This window comes from Synechococcus sp. CCY9201 (assembly GCF_034931105.1).
Lineage (GTDB): Bacteria > Cyanobacteriota > Cyanobacteriia > PCC-6307 > Cyanobiaceae > CBW1002.
The window spans coordinates 1-18,249 of sequence record NZ_JAYGIC010000059.1; the positions used below are offsets into that span (position 1 = coordinate 1).

Sequence of the window (18,249 nt, forward strand, 5' to 3'; positions counted from 1 at the left end):
GGCGATGACACCACAGCCCCGGGGCCGCGGGGCTGGCCGGCGGCAGCTGGCCCGGCACTGGACGGCCCAGGACAGGAGCCTGGCCCGCAGCCAGGGCTATCGCCACTTCTCCCTGGTGGGTCGACGGGGCCGGGCGCGCGATCCGATCGCCGCCTGCGCGGCCGAACTGGAGGCGGTGCTGCAGCCCGGCTTCCGGCTGCTGGTGCCGTTGCCGGAGCTGCACGACCCCAGCCTCTGGTGCAGCGGCTGGCTGTCCCTGCCTGCCAGGGAAGATGGGGCCAGTCACCGCCGCCCCATGCAGATTCTCCCCGCCATCGACCTGCTGGACGGTCAGTGTGTGCGGCTGCACCAGGGCGACTACGACCAGGTGACCCGCTTCAGCGACGACCCCGTGGCCCAGGCCCTCGCCTGGCAGCGCCAGGGAGCGGAGCGGTTGCATCTGGTCGATCTCGACGGCGCCCGCTGCGGCGAGCCGGTCAACGATGGGGCCGTCAAGGCGATCACCGCCGCCCTCGACATCCCGGTGCAGCTCGGCGGCGGCGTGCGCTCGTTGGAGCGGGCAGAGGAGCTGTTGGCCTGCGGCCTGGATCGGGTGATTCTGGGCACGGTGGCGATCGAGCAGCCGCAGCTGGTGCTGCGTCTGGCGGAGCGCCATCCCGGCCGGATCGTGGTGGGGATCGATGCCAAGGACGGCAAGGTCGCCACCCGCGGCTGGATCGAGGAGAGCACGGTCGAGGCCACGGCCCTGGCCCAGAGCTTCGCCGGCAGCGGCATCGCCGCGATCATCAGCACCGACATCGCCACCGATGGCACCCTGGCGGGCCCGAACCTGGAGGCCCTGCGCGCCATGGCGGACGCCAGTCCGGTGCCGGTGATCGCCTCGGGTGGCATCGGCTGCCTCGAACATGTGCTGTCGCTGCTGCCGCTGCAGGCCCTGGGGGTGGAGGGCGTGATCGTGGGCCGGGCCCTCTACGACGGGCGCCTCAGCCTGGCCGATGCGCTGCAGGCGGTTGGTGAGGGCAGGCTGCAGGACGTGCCACCGCTGGGGGCACCGTTGGGCTTCGGTGATGGCGTCGTCGCCTGAACCGCTTTCTCCCCCCCCCCTACAGCTGCCGCCCCCCCCTATAACAGAGCCATATCCACTTCGCTTGAGCCGTGGTCGCCGCCCCCGCCGAATCCGTCGCTCCGGCACCGGCTGGGTCGGCTGATGCTCAAGCGGGATGCGTTGCCGCCGAATCCCTGGCCGCCTCCAGCTCCACCGAAGACTCTGGCCTCAACTCTGATGAGCCCCGTCTGCCCGGCAGCGTCGACGACGTGTATCAGCGGTGCCGCGATCTGGGGATGCGGCTCAGTCGCCAACGGCGAATGGTACTGGATCTGCTCTGGGCCGAACGGGATCACCTCAGCGCCCGCGACATCTTCGAGAAGCTGAACGATCTAGGCCGCAACATCGGCCATACCTCCGTTTATCAGAACCTTGAGGCGCTCCAATCGGCCGGCGTGATCGAATGCCTCGATCGTGCCAATGGCCGGCTCTATGGCTACCGCGCCGATCCCCATAGCCATCTCACCTGCAGCGAGACCGGCGCCATCCAGGACCTGGACGTGGTACTGCCCGAAGCCCTGGTTCGGCAGATCGAAGAGCTCACCGGATTCGCGATCGAGTCGTACACCCTGCATCTCACCGGCCGGCCACGCCGCTGAGTTTTCCGCGGTTCCAGCCCCATCCCGTCGATCGCCGACGCAGAGTTCACCCCGTCAAAGAACCCGGTCAGTCCATCCGGTCAACCCGCCACACCTCTGGAGTTCTGAGGCAGTGATCGGTACCTTGGGCCCACTCCGTGCCCCTGGGCGTGCGTTCCACATCGGGCTCGTCGCCCCCTGTCTCCGTTCCGCAGCTGCTGCTGTTGGCCGACCCCCTGCTGCGCCATGGGCTGGCCAAACTGCTCAGCGGTGAGCCAAGCGGCTACCGGGTGGCCCTGGCTGCCGAGGCGCTCCAGGGTGCGCCGCAGTTGATCCTGTGGTGCCTGGCGGCCCCCTTGCCCCCACCTGAGGCCTTGCTGACCGAAGTGCAGCACCTGCAGGAGCGCTGGCAACCGGCACCGATCCTGCTGACCCTGCCCGCCGGGGCCACCGACCGGCGCGAACAGTGGCTGGCTCTGCCGGTGCAGGGACTGCTGCAGGACCCCGACCCCGACGCTCTGCTGGAGGCGATCACGACCTTGCTGGCCGGCGGGCGGGTGGTGCACCTCGCTGCCAGCGGCAGCGCAGCGGCGACTCCGCCGAGCAGCGCGCCGGTGCTGGGGCTGGGTCAGTGGTTGCTGCTCAGCGGGCTGCAGCAGATCGATGCCGATCTGGCCCTCTGCGCCCACCTGCTCGATCCGCCGCCGCAGAGCCTGTTACAGCAACTGCTGCTGGAGGGTCGCCAGCGGGAGCTGCGGGTCGCCCGGCAGTTCCTGCTCTGGATCTGGGCACCCGCCCAGCTGGCCTGGAGTCAGGAGATCCCGGAGCTGCCGTCTCCCCCCGCTGAGGCCAGCGGCACGGCCCTGACCCGCCGCTCCAGCACCAGCCTCACCCTGCGCCAGCGGGATGCCAGCAGCGTCTGGCAGGCGATCCGAGCCCGCCTGCAGGAGACCTGCCGCGCCGAGCTGGCCAACCGCAGTGGCCTGCTGCTGGCCCTTGAGGGGCTCAGCCCCAGCCGCCGGGAAGACCTGCTGCTGGCCCTGCTGGAGCAGTTCGACCGCCTGCGCCTGCGGCTGATGCAGGACAACCAGCGTGGTGTGGCTCTGCAGGACAGCTGGCGGGCCTGGCAGGCGGAGCTGCGCCGCGAGGCCCTGCGCTGCATGGCCGGCACCTACGTGCAATTGCCCTGCGATGGCAGCCTCCGGCCCGTGGCCGACACCCTGCTGGCCAGTGCGGCACTCACCGACGACGACCCGGAACTGCCCGATCCCCAGCCGATGCTGATCAGCCTGGTTCAGGCCCAGCCGGTGATGGTCGACGGACGGCTGCTGGCGCCGGATGAACCGCTGGCCTTGCTCCACCTCGAACTGCTGGTCAGCAACTGGCTGGTGCGCAGCGCCGAGCTGATCTGCCTCGATGTGCTGGCCTGCTGCGGGGCCTGGCCGGAACTGCGCCGCTATCTGCTGCGGCCCGAACTGCTCTCGACCCGCAACCTGGAGCGGTTGCGCAACCGCCTCAGCGCCCAGCAGCGCTGGAGCGAATGGTTCGAGCGGCCCGTGCTGCTCTACGAAAGCCGGCGGCAGTTGTTCCGGCTCGACCAGGGTGCCATCGAGACCCTCGCCCTCACCGAGCCCCGTGATCAGGAACTGCGCCGGCTGGGCTGGTGGCAGCAGCTGGTCACCCTGGCGCTGGAGGGCCGCGATGCCCTGGCTCCCCAGCTCCAGGCCCTGCTGCGCCGGCTCGGCGATTTCGTGGTGGTGCTCCTCACCCAGGTGGTGGGTCGCGGTCTGGGCTTGATCGGCCGCGGCATCCTGCAGGGCATGGGCCGCAGTGTGGGCCGCAGCTGATCCCCTGCCAGGCTGGCCAGGTCAGTCCAGACGGGCGCACGTCACAATGGCGCCACCCGCCCATGCCCGTTGTTGTCTTCGGCCCTGCTTCCTGTTCTGCGGCGCGCAATCACCCGGCTGGTGGCGCTGGTGCTGCTCAGCCTCGGCCTGATCGCCCTGCCCGCCGGAGCCCAGGCCTCGCTCACCAACGACAACTACGACGGCAACATCTACGCCCTCTACGCCGGCAACGGGTCGCTCGTGCCACCCCGCAACAGCCTGGCGGACGCCCTGGCGGCTCACCGGCCGTCGGTGGTGATCTACTACCTCGATGATTCAGCCGCCAGCAAGCAGTTTTCGCCGGTGGTGTCGGAGCTGCAGCGGCTCTGGGGCAACAACATTGACCTGCTGCCCCTGGTGACCGATCCGCTCCAGAACCGCCCCGATGGCGGCAGCAGCGATCCGGCCCACTACTGGAAGGGCACCGTGCCCCAGGTGGTGGTGCTGGATGGAGACGGCACGGTGCTGCTCGACGCCGCCGGCCAGGTGAACCTCGAGGCGATCAACGACGCTGTGAGCCGCGCCACCGGGATCGCCCTGCCGGAAGGGCAGGCCACCAGGACCACCGTCAGCTTCAACGAACTCAATGCCGAGGTGGTGACCAGCCGCTGAGGGGTGGCCCGATCCCTGTCCAGTTTCTGATCCAGTCCCAGCCCAGGTCGTGCCCCCCTCTCTGCCCCAGATCGTGCCCCCGTCTCCGCCTCTCTCTCCGTCCCAGCCCGGTGCTGCCGCCACCCGGATCGAAACGGACAGCCTTGGGGAGGTGGCGGTTCCGGCCGGCCATCTCTGGGGAGCCCAGACCCAGCGCTCCTTGCGCTATTTCGGCTTCGGGCAGGCCATGCCCCTGGAGGTGGTGCATGCCTTCGCTCAGCTCAAGGCGGCCTGCGCTGAGGTGAACCACGAGGAGGGCAAGCTCACCGCCGATCTGGCGGAGCGGATCGTGGCTGCGGCCGAGGCGGTGGCCAACGGCGAGCTGGATGGCGAGTTTCCGCTGCGGGTGTGGCAGACCGGCTCCGGCACCCAGACCAACATGAACGTCAACGAGGTGATCGCCAACCTGGCGATCAGGGCCGCTGGCGGTGTGCTGGGCAGCAAGAGTCCGGTGCATCCCAATGATCACGTCAACCTCAGCCAGTCGAGCAACGACACCTTCCCCACGGCCCTGCACATCGCCGTGGTGATTGGCCTTGAACGTCGACTGAGGCCAGCGCTGCAGGCCCTGATCGAGGCGCTGCGGGCCAAGGCCGAGGCCTATGCCGACGTGATCAAGATCGGTCGCACCCACCTGCAGGATGCGGTGCCCCTTGGCCTGGGCCAGGAGTTCGGCGGCTACGTGGCCCAGCTGGAGCTGGGCCTGGAGAGCCTCAAGGCCACCCTGCCCCAGGTGCGCCAGCTGGCGATCGGCGGCACCGCCGTGGGCACGGGGCTGAACGCCCCGCGGGGCTACGGCGAGAAGGTGGCCGCCCGCCTGAGCCAACGGATCGGGCTGCCCTTCACCAGCGCCCCCAACAAGTTCCAGGCCCTGGCGGGCCACGAACCGCTGGCCGCCGCCCATGGCGCCCTCACGGTGCTGGCCGGCAGCCTGATGAAGATCGCCAACGACATCCGCTGGCTCGGCAGCGGCCCCCGCTGCGGCCTCGGGGAGCTGATCCTGCCGGAGAACGAACCGGGCTCCTCGATCATGCCCGGCAAGGTGAATCCCACCCAGTGCGAGAGCCTCACCATGGTGGCGGTGCAGGTGATGGGCAACAACACCGCCGTGCAGATGGCCGCCAGCCAGGGCAACTTCGAGCTGAATGTGTTCAAGCCCCTGATCGCCCACAACGTGCTCGAAAGCATCGAGCTGCTGGCCGGCGCCTGCTCCAGCTTCCGGGTGCACTGCATTGAGGGCCTGCGGCCGGATGAGGGCCGCATCGAGGCGCTGCTGGATCAGAGCCTGATGCTGGTGACGGCGCTCACGCCGGCGATCGGCTACGACCGGGCCTGCTCGATCGCCAAGCATGCCCACCAGCACCAGCTCAGCTTGCGGGAAGCGGCCCTGGTGCTGGGCGAACTCACGGCCGAGGAGTTCGACCACTGGGTGCAACCCGAGCAGATGGTGTGAGCCTGCAGAGAAATCCGGCACACGGGTGGGGCTTCACCCGTACGGCCAACGACTCCAAGGGCGAGCAGGACGTAGAGCCTTGCAGACCAGGCTTCAGATGGCGCAAAACCGTTCATTCTCTGCCTGAATGAACTCTGGCCCAGCAGGATGATCCCAGGTGTGCTGAACCCCTCGCTTCCGTTCCATGACCAGCGCTGCACTCCCCGCCGATGAAGCTCTGCGCCTGGAGGCACTGCAGCGGAGCGCGCTTCTGGATGGTCCCAACGAAGAGAGGTTTGATCGATTGACCCGGCTGGCCCGACGCCTGTTTGATGTGCCGATCGCCCTGGTGACCCTGGTGGATGCCAACCGGCAGTGGTTCAAATCCTGCATGGGGCTGAATACAACTGAAACCCCTCGCGATGTGGCTTTCTGCGCACACGCCATCCTGGAAGACCACATCTTCCTCATTCCCGATGCCCGTGCAGACCAACGCTTTGCGCACAATCCCCTTGTCACCGGCGAGCCGCACATCCGCTTCTACGCAGGCAGGCCCTTGAAGGATCTCCAAGGCTTTGCCCTTGGAACCCTCTGCCTGATCGATCAGAAACCCCGCGAGCTGTGTGACGACGATCTGGCCACATTGGAGGATCTGGCGCAGATCGCGGAGAGTGAACTGGCCGGCTTCCAGCTCTCGATCACCGATGAACTCACCGGGATCACGAATCGGCGGGGATTCCTGAATCTTGCAGCCTACGGCCTTACGCTCTGCCAGCGCCAGAAGCTCCCGGCAACATTGGTGTTCTTCGATCTCGATGGGCTGAAGGCGATCAACGACACCAGGGGCCACGCCGCCGGCGATGGCCTGATTCGTCAGTTCGCCTCACTGCTGGCGGTGGCCTTCCGCAGCTCGGATCTGGTCGCTCGGTTGGGAGGCGACGAGTTCGTGGCATTGCTGGTCAACGTCACCGTGAGTGACGCGCGCAGGGCAGTGGCAGCCCTGGAGCTTGCAGCCATTCAGGAAAAACAGAAACCCGAGAATACGTGGGACTTGCAGTTCTCCTGCGGGGTCGTTGCCTTCGATCCATCACGCCATGGAAGCATCTCTGATCTGATCGAGGAGGGAGATGCTCTGATGTACCAGGCGAAACGAAAGAAAAGCTAGAATCACTGAACTATCCTTTCACGTCTCCTTGCTGAGTGGATGCACCATGCACTCGCGAGGCACCAGTGGATGAACCTTGGCATCCATCCGCGCCCGAGAAGGGGCATTGCAATCCTTCGCCCATCAGATCAGCTCTAGGGACCACCGTAAGCTTTCCTTACGTAGGGCTGCACTCCGACCCAGCGGCGCTTGCATCGGACCAGCGAAGGTCCTGCCATGTCCACTCCCGCATCTCCCGCCCCGGATCGGGGCAGCGCTGCCGCCTTTCTGGGTCCGCTGCGGCGCACACCGCCCCTGGTGTTCGCCATGGCGGTGCTGGGGGTTGGACTGGTCACAGCCAGTGCCGTGGCGGTGAAGGGGCTCCGTCGCGCCAACGACGCCATCACCGTGACCGGCGCCAGCACCGAACGGATCCGCAGCGACTTCGCCGATTGGATGGTGGTGGTGAGCGCCGGCGGCGCCAGCCAGCAGGAGTCGTGGCAGGCCCTGCAGCCGCTGGTGCAACGCAGCCGCACCTGGCTCCAGGAGCAGGGCATCACGGCGGCGGAGCTCTCGCTTGATCCGGTGCGTTCGGACCGGGAGGAGGTGCGCGATCCCCGCACCGGCGAGTTGCGATCGGTGAGCTGGACCAGTCGCCAGACCCTGCGTATCGCCAGCCCCGATGTGGACCGGATCGCGCGGGTCTCGGCCGGCATTGGCAGCCTGATCGGCGAGGGCATCCCGCTCACGATCGAGGAGCCGGCCTACACCTTCACCAAGCTGGCGGAGAAGCGGGTGGACATGCTCGCCAAGGCCACCCGTGATGCGCGGCAGCGGGCTGTTGCCATCGCGCGCGAGGCCGGCAGCGGCATCGGCGCGATCACCAACGCCGACACTGGCCTGTTCCAGATCACCCGTCCCAACTCCACGGACATCGGCGACGGTGGCTCCTACGACACCCGCACCATCGACAAGGACATCACGGCGATCATGGGGGTGACCTTCCGGGTGGAGTGAGGCTCAGAGGAGGTTGGCCGCCAGTTCCGCCAGGGCCGAGCGCTCACCACGCAGCAAGGTGACATGGCCCGCCAGGGGCTGGCCCTTGAAGCGCTCCACCAGCCAGGTGAGGCCGTTGCTTTCCGCATCCACGTAGGGATTGTCGATCTGATAAGGATCGCCGGTGAGCACGATCTTGGTGCCCTCGCCCACCCGGGTCACGATCGTCTTCACCTCATGGGGGGTGAGGTTCTGCGCCTCGTCCACCACCATGAACTGGCGTGGAATCGAGCGGCCGCGGATGTAGCTGATCGCCTCCACTTCCAGCAAGCCCATCCCCTTCAGATCCGCCCAGCTGTTGCGTGGCCCCCGCTGGCCGGCCCGCATCGACCCGCGGTCTTCGCCGCCGAGCAGGAAATCGAGGTTGTCGATGATCGGTTGCATCCAGGGACCCATCTTGTCCTCCAGATCCCCCGGCAGAAAGCCGAGTTCCTTGCCCAGGGAGATCACCGGCCGCGTTACCAGCATGCGGTCGTAGCGGTGCTCATCCGCCACCTGATGCAGCCCCGCCGCCAGGGCCAGCAGGGTCTTGCCGGTGCCCGCCTTGCCCACCAATGTCACCAGCTGCACGGCCGGATCCAGCAGCAGATCGAGGGCAAAGCTCTGCTCGCGGTTGCGGGCCTGTACCCGCCCCAGCTTCACCTTCGTCACCCGCTGCAGCGGATGGATCGCCCCATCGGCCGCGTCATAGCGGGCCAGCAGGGTGTGGCTGGGCTGGGCTGGATCCACCAGCATCACCCCTTCATTGGCCTGCAGCGTTCCGCCGGGAATGGCCCCATCCGGCAGCGCCGCGATCGCCAGTCCCCCATCTCCTTTGACCTGATCCATCCGGCCTGCGTCGATCCAGACCTCGCAGACGCCGGGATAGAGATCGGCGATGTCCACCTTGTCGGTGGTGTAATCCTGCGCGGTGAGTCCCACCGCATCGGCCTTGATGCGCAGGTTGGTGTCCTTGGTGACCAGCACCACCGGAGGTTGGCTGCCCATCACCTCCGAGAGCCGCTGCTCAAGGGCTACGGCCAGGATGTTGTTGTCGCCATTGCCAGCCTTCAGTTCCGGCGGCAGTTGGGTGAGGGTTTCACTGCGGCAGAACACCACCTTGAGGTGTCCGCCATCCCTGCCGTCGAGCGGCACTCCTTCCGAGAGATTGCCGCGGCTGCGCAGGTCGTCGAGCAGGCGCGACACCTGGCGGGCATTGCGCCCCTTTTCAGAGGGATCGCGCTTGAAGCGATCGATCTCCTCGACGACCTCGATCGGAATCACGACGTTGTTGTCTTCAAAGCGACGCATCGCCTCGGGGTCGTGCAGCAGCACATTGGTGTCGAGAACGAAGGTCTTGCGCATACCGGAGCTCTCGCCCGATCGGTGCTGGCGAAGCTAGGGCGGCCAGGCCATCTACGCTCCGGCCGTTCGCGCCTCGTAGCGAATCGGATCGGCGGCGCCGATTCCCAGCTCTTTTGTCCCCGCCCTTGCCCGTGCTGCTCCCCTCGATCCTGCTGGTGGCCCTCGCCTTCGGCCTCACCCTGCTGTGGCTGGAGCTGCGCCACCGCCTGAGGCCCGCATCGCCCCTGCGGCTCAGTTCCGGTGCCTGGCGGGTGCAGCGCTGCAACGCAGGCGGCAGCTCAGGTGAACAGGGCGATGCCGGCAGCGGCGGCAGCGTGGAGCTGAGCGGCAGCCTGACGCTGCGCAATCCCCACCCCCGCATGGAGGTGTTCGTGCCGGAGCTGCGGGTCAATCCCGTGCTGCTCGGCCGCGGTGATCTCTCCGCACTCCGCGTCTCCACCCGGGTGACGCCCCATCACCCGGATGAAGACGCCCGCTCCGATGGCTACTGGTTCGCCTATATCCTCAAGGGCCGCAAGAGCACCGAGGTGGAGGTCTCGGTACGGATCAGCGCAGCGGCAGACGTGGACCTCCGCTCCCTGCTCGACACCCTCTGGCTGGAGGTGTTCTGGATCAACTACGGCCCCTTCGGCCGACTCGAGCGGCGTGACGGACTGCTGGTCCCCCTGCGTAAGCCTGGTGTGCTCACCGAGGTCGAGGCCCCCTGGCGCGAGGGTGAACGCTGCCGGGTGTTGCCGATCCGCACCCATCTGCTGGGGGTGCTCGACGATCCCGAGGCTGTGCTGCAGCGCTACGCCGGCCCTCTGCTGCAGCCCGGCGACATCCTCACCATCGGCGAGACGCCCCTGGCGGTGATGCAGGGCCGCTACCACCATCCCGCCACGGTGCAGCCCTCGATGCTGGCCCGTCTGCTCTGCCGTGTGTTCCATCCCACCAGCAGCCTGGCCAGTGCCTGCGGGCTGCAGACCCTGATCGATGTGGTGGGTCCGGCGCGGGTGCTCTGCGCCTGGCTGGCGGGATCGGCCATGAAGCTGGTGGGGCTCAAGGGTGGCTTCTACCGACTGGCCGGGGATCAGGCCCGCCTGATCGACGACATCACCGGCACCACCCCCCCCTACGACCAGACGATCGTGCTGGGCCCGCATCAGCCCGAGGACGTCTGTGAACGCCTGGCTGCCGCCCTCGGTGTGGGTGTGGCGGTCGTGGATGTGAACGATCTGGGCCGCGTCAAGGTGCTGGCGGCCAGCCAGGGTTGCGATGAAGCCCTGCTGCAGCGAGCCCTGCGGCCCAATCCGGCCGGTAATGCCAACGAGCGCACGCCGCTTGTGCTGGTACGCCCGGCCTAAACTGGGAGAAGGCCTGCGAGGGTCGCCACGCTGCGGGAACGCCGTGCCAGCCGCCATCAGCCGCAACATCAGCGCTGCCCGATCCACGTCTGGGCACGCCACCAGCTCGGGTGAAGGCAGTTCACATCCGGCCGATCAGGCTGCGGCTACGCCGCCATCGGCAGGAATTCCCGCCGACTGGGGCGTGCAGCCGCTGCAGCCCTGGCATCTGCCGCTCCTCGATGATCCGGCCTTCCTGCCGCTCCAGCCGCTGCTGCAGCGGGCCGTGCTGCTGGCCCTGCCGGCCCGGCTGATCCATGCCCTCACCCCCCGCCAGCCCCTGGCTCCCCAGGTGCTGGTGGCGACGCGCATGCTCTTCGGAGCCAGCCTGCCGCTCGGACTTGTGGTGGTGCGTCCCCTCAACCGCACCGGCAGTTGCTGGCAGGTGCAGCATCTGCGGCTGGCCCGTGGACTGGAGGGCGATCCGGGTCGCCGTTGCGTCGCTGTGGCCCTGCTGCGGGAAGCGATCCAGCGCACCACCGGAGCCACCAGCTGGATCGCCAGCGCCGCCAGCCTCGACACTGACCGCCAGGCCCAACTGCGCGAACAGGGTTTTCAGCCCCTGCGCACCGACCGGATCTGGCGCTGGCAACCCCAGGGGCAGGCTCCCCAACCCATCCCATCGGAGCTGCAGCTGCGTCGCCTGCAGCGCCGCTCCGGACCATTGCTCTGGCATCTGGAGCAGGCCGCCTGCCCCGCCCAGCTGCGCCAGTTGCTCGATCGCCGCCCCGAAGATCTGCTGGATCAGAGCCAGAACCGCGGCTGGATGCTTGTCGATCCCTGTCGGGATCAGGCGGTGGCGGGGGTGCGCTGGCTCGGCGACCATCCCGGCGGGGGCCACGATGTTGAACTGAGCGTGCATCCGGGCTGGGTGGAGCTGGTCGGTCCGGCCACCGAACTGCTGCTGCAGCGCCTGGCGGCCGAGCTGACGCCGACCGAACCCCTGTGGCTGGCCTGCGACGTGACCCAGCCCTCGCCGCACCAGTGGCTGGAGCACCTCGGTGCAGAGGCCTGCGGCGAACGGATCCTGATGGCCCGCAGCGTCTGGCGCCGTCAGGATCGGGCGGTGGTCCACCCGGCGATGAAACGCCTCACCGCCCTGCTGGAACCCCTGCAGCCCCGCCGGCGCCCGGTTCCCTCCCCGCTGCGGGACCATTGAGCCAGGCCATCAAGCCTCGCCATCCAACTCTGCGCCCTCGCCCCCGCGCAGCCTCCCCACCCCCCGGATGCCTGTCCCCCGTCGCCGCTCGGTGCTCGCCCTCGACGTGGGCCGCAGGCGCATCGGCCTGGCCGGCTGTGACCCGCTCGGTCTCACGGTCACATCGCTGCCGCCGTTGCGGCGCGGGTCCTTCCCGGCCGATCTGGCTGTGCTGGAGCCACTGGCTCGCCAGCGCCGCGTTGAGGCCCTGGTGGTGGGGCTGCCCCTGGATCAGCAGCAGCAACCCACCGCCCAGGCGGTCCATTGCCGCCGGTATGGCGAACGGCTGGCCCGGCAGCTGAACCTGCCGCTGGCCCTGGTGAATGAGTTCGCCAGCAGCTGGGCCGCCGCCGAGCTCCATGGCCTGCACGGCGATCGCAGCGGCGCCCTGGACAGCGCCGCCGCAGCCCTGTTGCTGGAGCAGTGGCTGGGGGAGGGTCCCGAACCGGTCCTGCCGGCGACCCCGAATTCCTGCAGGTCGGACCATGCTGATCCATCCTGAGGGGGACAACGCTCCTCCCCCATGAGTCCCGACGGACCCACGACCCCGTCCTCCGGTGATGTGCCCACGGTGCTCGTGCGGGACAGCCAGCAGCGGCAACTGCTCTGCTTCCTCGAGCAGCTGATCCCGCTGGATGGCAACGACTACGGGCTGCTCACTCCGGTGGACACCCCGGTGTGCCTGTTCCGGCTCACCGATGACGAGACCAACCCGGAACTGATCGACACGATCGAGGGCAACGAGGCGATCTTCTCGGTGGCGGATGTGGTGCTGCAGGAGCATGACCTGACCCTGGTGCGCTCAGCGGTGACTCTTACCGTGAGCGGCGAGCTCGATGAGCCCGATCCTGACGACTTCGACGAGGATGAGGACGAGGATGAGGACAGTGAGACCTATGAGCTGCTGATCCAGTTCAAGGCGGATGGTCAGGACTATGGCCTCTTCATTCCCCTCGATCCCTTCTTCGTGGTGGCCCGGATGAACGGCAGCGAAGCCGTGCTGGTGGAGGGCGAGGAATTCGAGCGGATTCAGCCCCGCCTCGAGGCGGAACTGGAGGAGCGGGAGCAGGGGGACTGATGCCCAGCCGGCATGCAGCCAGCCTTGCCGCCCTGCCGCGGCTGCTCACACCCGATCTGGTGGTGCAGGGAACTCTGGTGGACCTCTCCCTGGAGCGGCTGCAGGACCAGTCGATCGCCGCTCTGGTGCTCGATGTGGACCGCACCATGCTGCCGCGTCACCGTTCCGAGCTGCCGGCCCGGGCCGAGCAGTGGTTGCGACGTGCCCAGGCACGGATGCCCTTGCACCTGCTCAGCAATAACCCATCGCGGCGGCGGATCGGTGGCCTCGCCCAGCAGCTGGGGCTGCCCTTCACCACCTCGGCGGGCAAGCCGCGCCGCTCCGCCCTGAGGAGGGTGCTGGCGGACCTGGACCTGCTCCCCGAGCAGGTCGCCCTGATCGGGGATCGTCTGTTCACGGATGTGCTGGCGGGTAATCGGCTGGGCCTGTACACCGTGCTGGTGCGGCCGATCGATCCGAATGGGGAGCCGTGCCGGCAGGATCACCTGCAGCGGATCGAGCTGGGCCTGGCGCGCTGGATCGGAACCCCCCTGGCCTGATCGGATGCCGACCCGTGCGCCTCACCCTCTAGGCGGATGACCAACAGCAGTCCTGCAGGCGGCGGCCTGCGTCGTGTGATCAAGGTGGGGACCAGCACCCTGCAGGGTCAGCCCGATCGGCCCACGAGCGCCGTGGTTCACGACCTGGCCGCCAGCCTCAGTCGCCAGCAGCGTCGTGGCGATGCGATCGCCCTGGTGACCAGTGGGGCCGTGGGCCTGGGCTGTCGCACCCTGGCGCTGGAGCAACGTCCCAGCGAAGTGGTGGCGCTGCAGGCGGCGGCGGCGGTGGGCCAGGGGCAGCTGATGGCCCTCTATCAGGACGCCTTCGCGGTGCGCGGTGCGCGGGTGGCCCAGGTGCTGCTGACCCGCGGCGATCTGGCCTCCAGGCGGCGCTACCAGAACGCCTGCCGCACCCTGGAGCAGCTGCTCGCCTGGGGGGTGGTGCCGGTGGTGAACGAGAACGACACTCTCGCCACCGAGGAGCTGCGCTTCGGCGACAACGACACCCTCTCGGCCCTGGTGGCGGTGGCGATCAACGCTGACGAACTGATCCTGCTCACTGATGTGGATCGCCTCTATTCGGGTGATCCCCGCAGCGATGCCGAGGCGGTTCCGATCGATGAGGTGCGCGATCTGGCGGAACTGGAGAGCCTCCGAGGCGTGGCCAAGGGAGGCGGTCGCTGGGGGACCGGCGGCATGACCACCAAACTCGCGGCGGCCCGGATCGCCACGGCCAGCGGCATCCGTGTGCGGCTCGCCGATGGCCGTGATCCCGCCGTGCTCGATGCCCTGCTGGCCGGTGAACGGGTGGGCACGGTGTTCCATCCCTCCACCACTCCGTTGCCTGATCGCAAGGGTTGGCTGGCCCATGCCCTGCTGGCCAAGGGCAGCCTCACCCTGGATGCCGGCGCCGAGCGGGCCCTGGTCCATCGGGGGGCGTCCCTGCTGGCGGTGGGGATCCGTGCGGTGGAGGGCGACTTCCGCCGCCGCGATCCCGTGCGCCTGCTGGCCGCCGATGGCCGGGAGCTGGGCCGTGGTCTCTGCAGCCTCAGCAGCGACGAGCTGCGTCAGGTGGTGGGGCTCAGCAGCGAGGCCGTGCGCAGCCGGCTCGGGGCAGGTGGAGATGCGGTGGGCGATGCAGTGGTGCACCGCGACCACCTGGTGCTCACCTCCGTGCCGCCGCCAGCCTGACGGAGCCCAGCCCTACGATCCGGCCTCGATCCCTCCTCCCAGGCATGCGTTTCAGCCAGCTGCTCGGCCAGCTCAGCCAGGTGGCGGAGAGCACTCCCAGGGATCTGGCTGCAGACCCGGAGATCGGCGGCGCGGCTGCCCTGGATCAGGCCAGCGGTGGTCAGCTGAGTTTCCTGGAGCCCGGCAACGCCCTGGCGGCGGCCCTGGCTGCCACTGGCGCCAGTGCCGTGTTGCTCCCGGCCGACGCCGATCTGCAGCACCAGGCCAGCGAGCGGGGCCTGGCCTGGGTGGCCCTGGCCGATCCGCGCCTCGGATTCGCCGAAGCCCTGGAGGCCCTTTACCCACGGCGTCCCCTGCCTGCGGGGGTGCACTCCAGTGCCGTGCTCGATCCCAGCGTCCAGCTCGGTGAGGCGGTGCACGTGGGTGCCCATGTGGTGATCGGCGCCGCGGTGACCGTTGGCAGCGGCTGCACCCTGCACCCCGGAGCTGTGCTCTACGACGATGTGCAGCTCGGCGAGGGCTGTGAGATCCATGCCAACGCCGTGCTCCACCCTGGCAGTCGCCTCGGCCGTGGTTGCGTGGTGCACTCCAACGCTGTGATCGGCTCGGAGGGGTTTGGCTTCGTGCCCACCGCCGCCGGCTGGCGCAAGATGCCCCAGACCGGGCTGGTGGTGCTCGAGGATGGCGTGGAAGTGGGCTGCGGCAGTACCATCGATCGCCCCTCGGTGGGCGAGACCCGCATCGGTGCCGGCAGCAAGATCGACAACCTCGTGCACGTCGGCCATGGCGTGGTGACCGGGCGGGGCTGTGCCCTGGCGGCCCAGGTGGGCATTGCCGGCGGTGCCCGTCTCGGCAATGGTGTGATCCTGGCCGGCCAGGTGGGCGTGGCCAACAAGGCCGTGATCGGCGATCGGGCGATTGCCTCCTCCAAATCCGGCATCCACGGAGAGGTGGCCGCCGGTGAGGTGGTGAGTGGCTACCCCGCCATCCCCAACCGGCTGTGGCTGCGCTGCTCGGCTGCCTTCAACAAGCTGCCGGAGATGGCCAGGACCCTGCGGCAACTGAAAAACAGCTCCAGCTGAGGAGCCTGGTCCGGGAGCTCTGAATCCGTGCCCAGAAGGTCGCGGCGTAGCCTCGCGCCCAGCCCGCTTGTCGCTCCTCCGGCTCCCATGACCAGCTACCGGATCACCCTGCTTCCCGGCGACGGCATCGGCCCGGAAATCACCGCGGTGGCCCGGCAGCTGCTGGAGGTGGTGAGTCAACGCCATGGCTTCAGCCTTGTCTTCGACGAGCAACCGATCGGTGGTGCCGCCATCGACGCCTGCGGTGAACCCCTGCCCGCCAGCACCCTGGCGGCCTGCAAGGCGGCCGATGCCGTGCTGCTGGCGGCGATCGGCAGCCCCCGCTTTGATGCCCTGCCCCGCTCGCAGCGGCCCGAGACGGGTCTGCTGGGCCTGCGGGCCGGCCTGGAGCTGTTCGCCAACCTGCGGCCGGTGACGATCATTCCCGCCCTGGCTGACGCCAGCAGCCTGCGGCCGGAGGTGATCGAGGGCGTCGACCTGATGGTGGTGCGGGAGCTCACCGGCGGCATCTATTTCGGCCAGCCCAAGGGACGCGTCGAGGCCGATGGCCACGTGCGCGCCTTCAACACGATGGTCTATTCCGACCACGAGATCGACCGGATCGCCCGGGTGGGCTTCGATCTGGCCATGCAGCGCGGCCGCAGGCTCTGCTCGGTCGACAAGGCCAATGTGCTGGATGTGAGCCAGCTCTGGCGCGATCGGGTGGAAGCGATCGCCTGCGACTACCCGGAGGTGGAGCTCAGCCACATGTACGTGGACAATGCCGCCATGCAGCTGGTGCGGGCACCGAAGCAGTTCGATGTGCTGCTCACCGGCAACCTGTTCGGCGACATCCTCAGCGACGAGGCCGCCATGCTGACCGGCTCGATCGGCATGCTGCCCTCCGCCTCCCTCGGATCGGACGGGCCGGGGCTGTTCGAGCCGGTGCATGGCTCAGCCCCGGACATCGCCGGGCAGGACAAGGCCAACCCGATGGCCATGGTGCTCAGCGCCGCCATGTTGCTGCGGGTGGGCCTCAGGCAGGACGCGGCCGCCGCGGCTCTGGAAGGGGCCGTGGATCGGGTGCTGGCGGCTGGCTACCGCACCGGTGATCTGCTCAGCGAGGGCTGCAGTGTGCTGGGCTGCAGCGCCATGGGTGAGCAGCTGCTGGCGGCGCTGGAGGCCTGAACCAGGCGCCCAGCAGGGAGGCGGACCGGCGACCTGCAAAACTCACTACGGTTTTTCTGCAGTCCGCGCCGATGTCGAAGCGTCACCCCGTCGTCGCCGTCACCGGTTCCTCCGGCGCAGGAACCAGCACGGTCAAGCGTGCCTTCGAGCACATCTTCGAGCGAGAAGGCATCCAGCCTGCGGTGGTGGAGGGCGACAGCTACCACCGCTACGAGCGCGGCCCCATGAAGGAGGCCATGGCGGCAGCCCTGTCTAAGGGCGAGAACTTCTCGCACTTCGGTCCCGAGGCCAACCTGTTCGACAAGCTCCAGGAGCTGTTCCAGAGCTACGGCGAATCCGGCGGTGGCCAGAAGCGCTACTACCTCCACTCCGTTGAGGAGGCCGCTGATCACAACAGCCGCCTCGGCACCAGCCTGGAGCCCGGCCAGTTCACCCCCTGGGAACCCATCCCCGCCGGCACCGACCTGCTCTTCTACGAGGGTCTGCACGGCGGTGTGGTTGGTGAGGGCTACGACGTGGCATCCCTGGCGGACCTGCTGGTGGGCGTGGTGCCGATCACCAACCTGGAGTGGATCCAGAAGATCTCGCGCGACAACGCCGAACGGGGTTACTCCGCCGAGGCGATCGTCGACACGATCCTGCGCCGGATGCCGGACTACATCAACCACATCTGCCCGCAGTTCAGCCGCACCGACATCAACTTCCAGCGGGTGCCCACCGTGGACACCTCCAACCCCTTCATCTGCCGCAACATCCCCACCCCGGATGAGAGCTTCGTGATCATCCACTTCCGCAAGGGAGCCCGGGACAAGTGGGGGATCGACTTCCAGTACCTGCTGGACATGATCCACGATTCCTTCATGTCCAGCCCCACGAGCATCGTGGTGAACGGCGGCAAGATGGGCTTTGCGATGGAGTTGATCCTCACCCCGATCATCCATCGCATGATCCAGGACAAGAAGACGCTCGCCTGAGTTCCAGCTCAAGCCCGGTGCACGATTGGTCTCACCCCCTGCCAAGACCTCTAAGGTGGGTGAACCAGTCGGACAAGGTGGGGCCGATTCCCTTCACCGGACGTGCCACTTCTTCCCCCTCCTTCCTGATCCAGGGAGCCAATGGATCCACTGGCTCGTCTCCGCGGCCGGAACTTCGGCTGGATCAGATCGATAGCCGTCAGGTGTTTCAAGACGCCCGCAGGGCCTATTTTCACTACCTCGAGCAGTGCCCGGGTGGGGCTGAACCCATCGGCATCATCTGGCAGCAGGCTCCGGTTCCGCCGCGGGTGGTGTTCGAGTTGCCGGTGCTGCTGCCGGAGGAACACTTCGTCCCGATTGAGATGATCCGGGGCCGGCCCAACCGCACTGCCTCCACCCGGCTGCGCAATCCGCGCTCCAATCTGCGCCCCTGAACCCG

Annotated in this window: 18 protein-coding genes and 1 pseudogene; 18 read left to right on the forward strand and 1 reads right to left on the reverse strand. The window is 68.2% G+C overall.

Features of this window, described 5'->3' with window-relative positions:
• Positions 1 to 4 precede the first annotated feature (4 nt).
• From VB716_RS05605 to VB716_RS05640, 8 genes and pseudogenes are all read left to right on the forward strand, one after another.
• A pseudogene (locus tag VB716_RS05605) lies at positions 5 to 190 on the forward strand (hypothetical protein); the annotation flags it as partial.
• A gap of 105 nt (positions 191 to 295) precedes the next feature.
• Complete coding sequence (gene hisA / locus VB716_RS05610) at positions 296 to 1,084, forward strand: 1-(5-phosphoribosyl)-5-[(5-phosphoribosylamino)methylideneamino]imidazole-4-carboxamide isomerase (protein ID WP_323269984.1); 789 nt, start codon at positions 296 to 298, stop codon at positions 1,082 to 1,084.
• 257 nt (positions 1,085 to 1,341) lie between these two features.
• The gene (locus VB716_RS05615; RefSeq protein WP_197159322.1) at positions 1,342 to 1,704 is read left to right on the forward strand and encodes a Fur family transcriptional regulator; all 363 of its coding nucleotides are present in this window, start codon (positions 1,342 to 1,344) and stop codon (positions 1,702 to 1,704) included.
• A gap of 203 nt (positions 1,705 to 1,907) precedes the next feature.
• Positions 1,908 to 3,530, forward strand: coding sequence for a DUF3685 domain-containing protein (locus VB716_RS05620; protein WP_323269971.1), 1,623 nt, complete (start codon positions 1,908 to 1,910; stop codon positions 3,528 to 3,530).
• Positions 3,531 to 3,599: 69 nt separating this feature from the next.
• Positions 3,600 to 4,181: a thylakoid membrane photosystem I accumulation factor gene (locus tag VB716_RS05625; protein WP_323269972.1), complete on the forward strand. Its 582-nt coding sequence runs from the start codon at positions 3,600 to 3,602 to the stop codon at positions 4,179 to 4,181.
• Positions 4,182 to 4,254: 73 nt separating this feature from the next.
• Positions 4,255 to 5,673 carry a class II fumarate hydratase gene (fumC, locus tag VB716_RS05630; RefSeq protein WP_323269985.1) on the forward strand — a complete coding sequence of 473 codons (1,419 nt, stop codon included), beginning with the start codon at positions 4,255 to 4,257 and terminating at the stop codon, positions 5,671 to 5,673.
• A gap of 184 nt (positions 5,674 to 5,857) precedes the next feature.
• The gene (locus tag VB716_RS05635; RefSeq protein ID WP_322758658.1) at positions 5,858 to 6,817 is read left to right on the forward strand and encodes a sensor domain-containing diguanylate cyclase; all 960 of its coding nucleotides are present in this window, start codon (positions 5,858 to 5,860) and stop codon (positions 6,815 to 6,817) included.
• 216 nt (positions 6,818 to 7,033) lie between these two features.
• Complete coding sequence (locus VB716_RS05640; RefSeq protein ID WP_323269973.1) at positions 7,034 to 7,813, forward strand: SIMPL domain-containing protein; 780 nt, start codon at positions 7,034 to 7,036, stop codon at positions 7,811 to 7,813.
• Positions 7,814 to 7,816: 3 nt separating this feature from the next.
• Here VB716_RS05640 and VB716_RS05645 read toward each other — a convergent pair whose 3' ends face one another.
• A complete protein-coding gene (locus tag VB716_RS05645) occupies positions 7,817 to 9,196 on the reverse strand; it encodes a PhoH family protein (protein WP_197156111.1) in 1,380 nt (459 codons plus the stop codon).
• A 125-nt stretch (positions 9,197 to 9,321) separates the two neighbouring features.
• On the opposite strand from VB716_RS05645, the gene VB716_RS05650 reads away from it, so the two are divergent.
• From VB716_RS05650 to VB716_RS05695, 10 genes are all read left to right on the forward strand, one after another.
• Entirely contained in the window at positions 9,322 to 10,542 is a 1,221-nt protein-coding gene (locus VB716_RS05650; protein WP_322758660.1) for a F420-0:Gamma-glutamyl ligase, read from the forward strand.
• 43 nt (positions 10,543 to 10,585) lie between these two features.
• On the forward strand, positions 10,586 to 11,740 hold the full coding sequence (locus VB716_RS05655) for a hypothetical protein (RefSeq protein ID WP_323269974.1): 1,155 nt from the start codon (positions 10,586 to 10,588) through the stop codon (positions 11,738 to 11,740).
• Between the two features lie 67 nt (positions 11,741 to 11,807).
• Positions 11,808 to 12,281 (forward strand): Holliday junction resolvase RuvX, encoded by a 474-nt coding sequence (ruvX, locus tag VB716_RS05660; protein WP_197156104.1) that lies wholly within the window; start codon positions 11,808 to 11,810, stop codon positions 12,279 to 12,281.
• A gap of 21 nt (positions 12,282 to 12,302) precedes the next feature.
• Entirely contained in the window at positions 12,303 to 12,857 is a 555-nt protein-coding gene (locus VB716_RS05665) for a DUF3727 domain-containing protein (RefSeq protein WP_197156101.1), read from the forward strand.
• Positions 12,857 to 13,396, forward strand: coding sequence for a YqeG family HAD IIIA-type phosphatase (locus VB716_RS05670; protein WP_197156099.1), 540 nt, complete (start codon positions 12,857 to 12,859; stop codon positions 13,394 to 13,396). The genes VB716_RS05665 and VB716_RS05670 overlap by 1 nt, the downstream gene beginning before the upstream one ends.
• A gap of 36 nt (positions 13,397 to 13,432) precedes the next feature.
• Positions 13,433 to 14,587, forward strand: coding sequence for a glutamate 5-kinase (gene proB, locus VB716_RS05675; protein ID WP_197156096.1), 1,155 nt, complete (start codon positions 13,433 to 13,435; stop codon positions 14,585 to 14,587).
• A 44-nt stretch (positions 14,588 to 14,631) separates the two neighbouring features.
• Entirely contained in the window at positions 14,632 to 15,669 is a 1,038-nt protein-coding gene (gene lpxD / locus VB716_RS05680) for a UDP-3-O-(3-hydroxymyristoyl)glucosamine N-acyltransferase (RefSeq protein ID WP_323248349.1), read from the forward strand.
• Positions 15,670 to 15,756: 87 nt separating this feature from the next.
• On the forward strand, positions 15,757 to 16,836 hold the full coding sequence (gene leuB / locus VB716_RS05685) for a 3-isopropylmalate dehydrogenase (protein ID WP_197156091.1): 1,080 nt from the start codon (positions 15,757 to 15,759) through the stop codon (positions 16,834 to 16,836).
• 71 nt (positions 16,837 to 16,907) lie between these two features.
• The gene (locus tag VB716_RS05690) at positions 16,908 to 17,810 is read left to right on the forward strand and encodes a phosphoribulokinase (RefSeq protein ID WP_197156090.1); all 903 of its coding nucleotides are present in this window, start codon (positions 16,908 to 16,910) and stop codon (positions 17,808 to 17,810) included.
• A 59-nt stretch (positions 17,811 to 17,869) separates the two neighbouring features.
• Positions 17,870 to 18,244 carry a hypothetical protein gene (locus tag VB716_RS05695; RefSeq protein WP_231597933.1) on the forward strand — a complete coding sequence of 125 codons (375 nt, stop codon included), beginning with the start codon at positions 17,870 to 17,872 and terminating at the stop codon, positions 18,242 to 18,244.
• Positions 18,245 to 18,249: the final 5 nt, after the last annotated feature.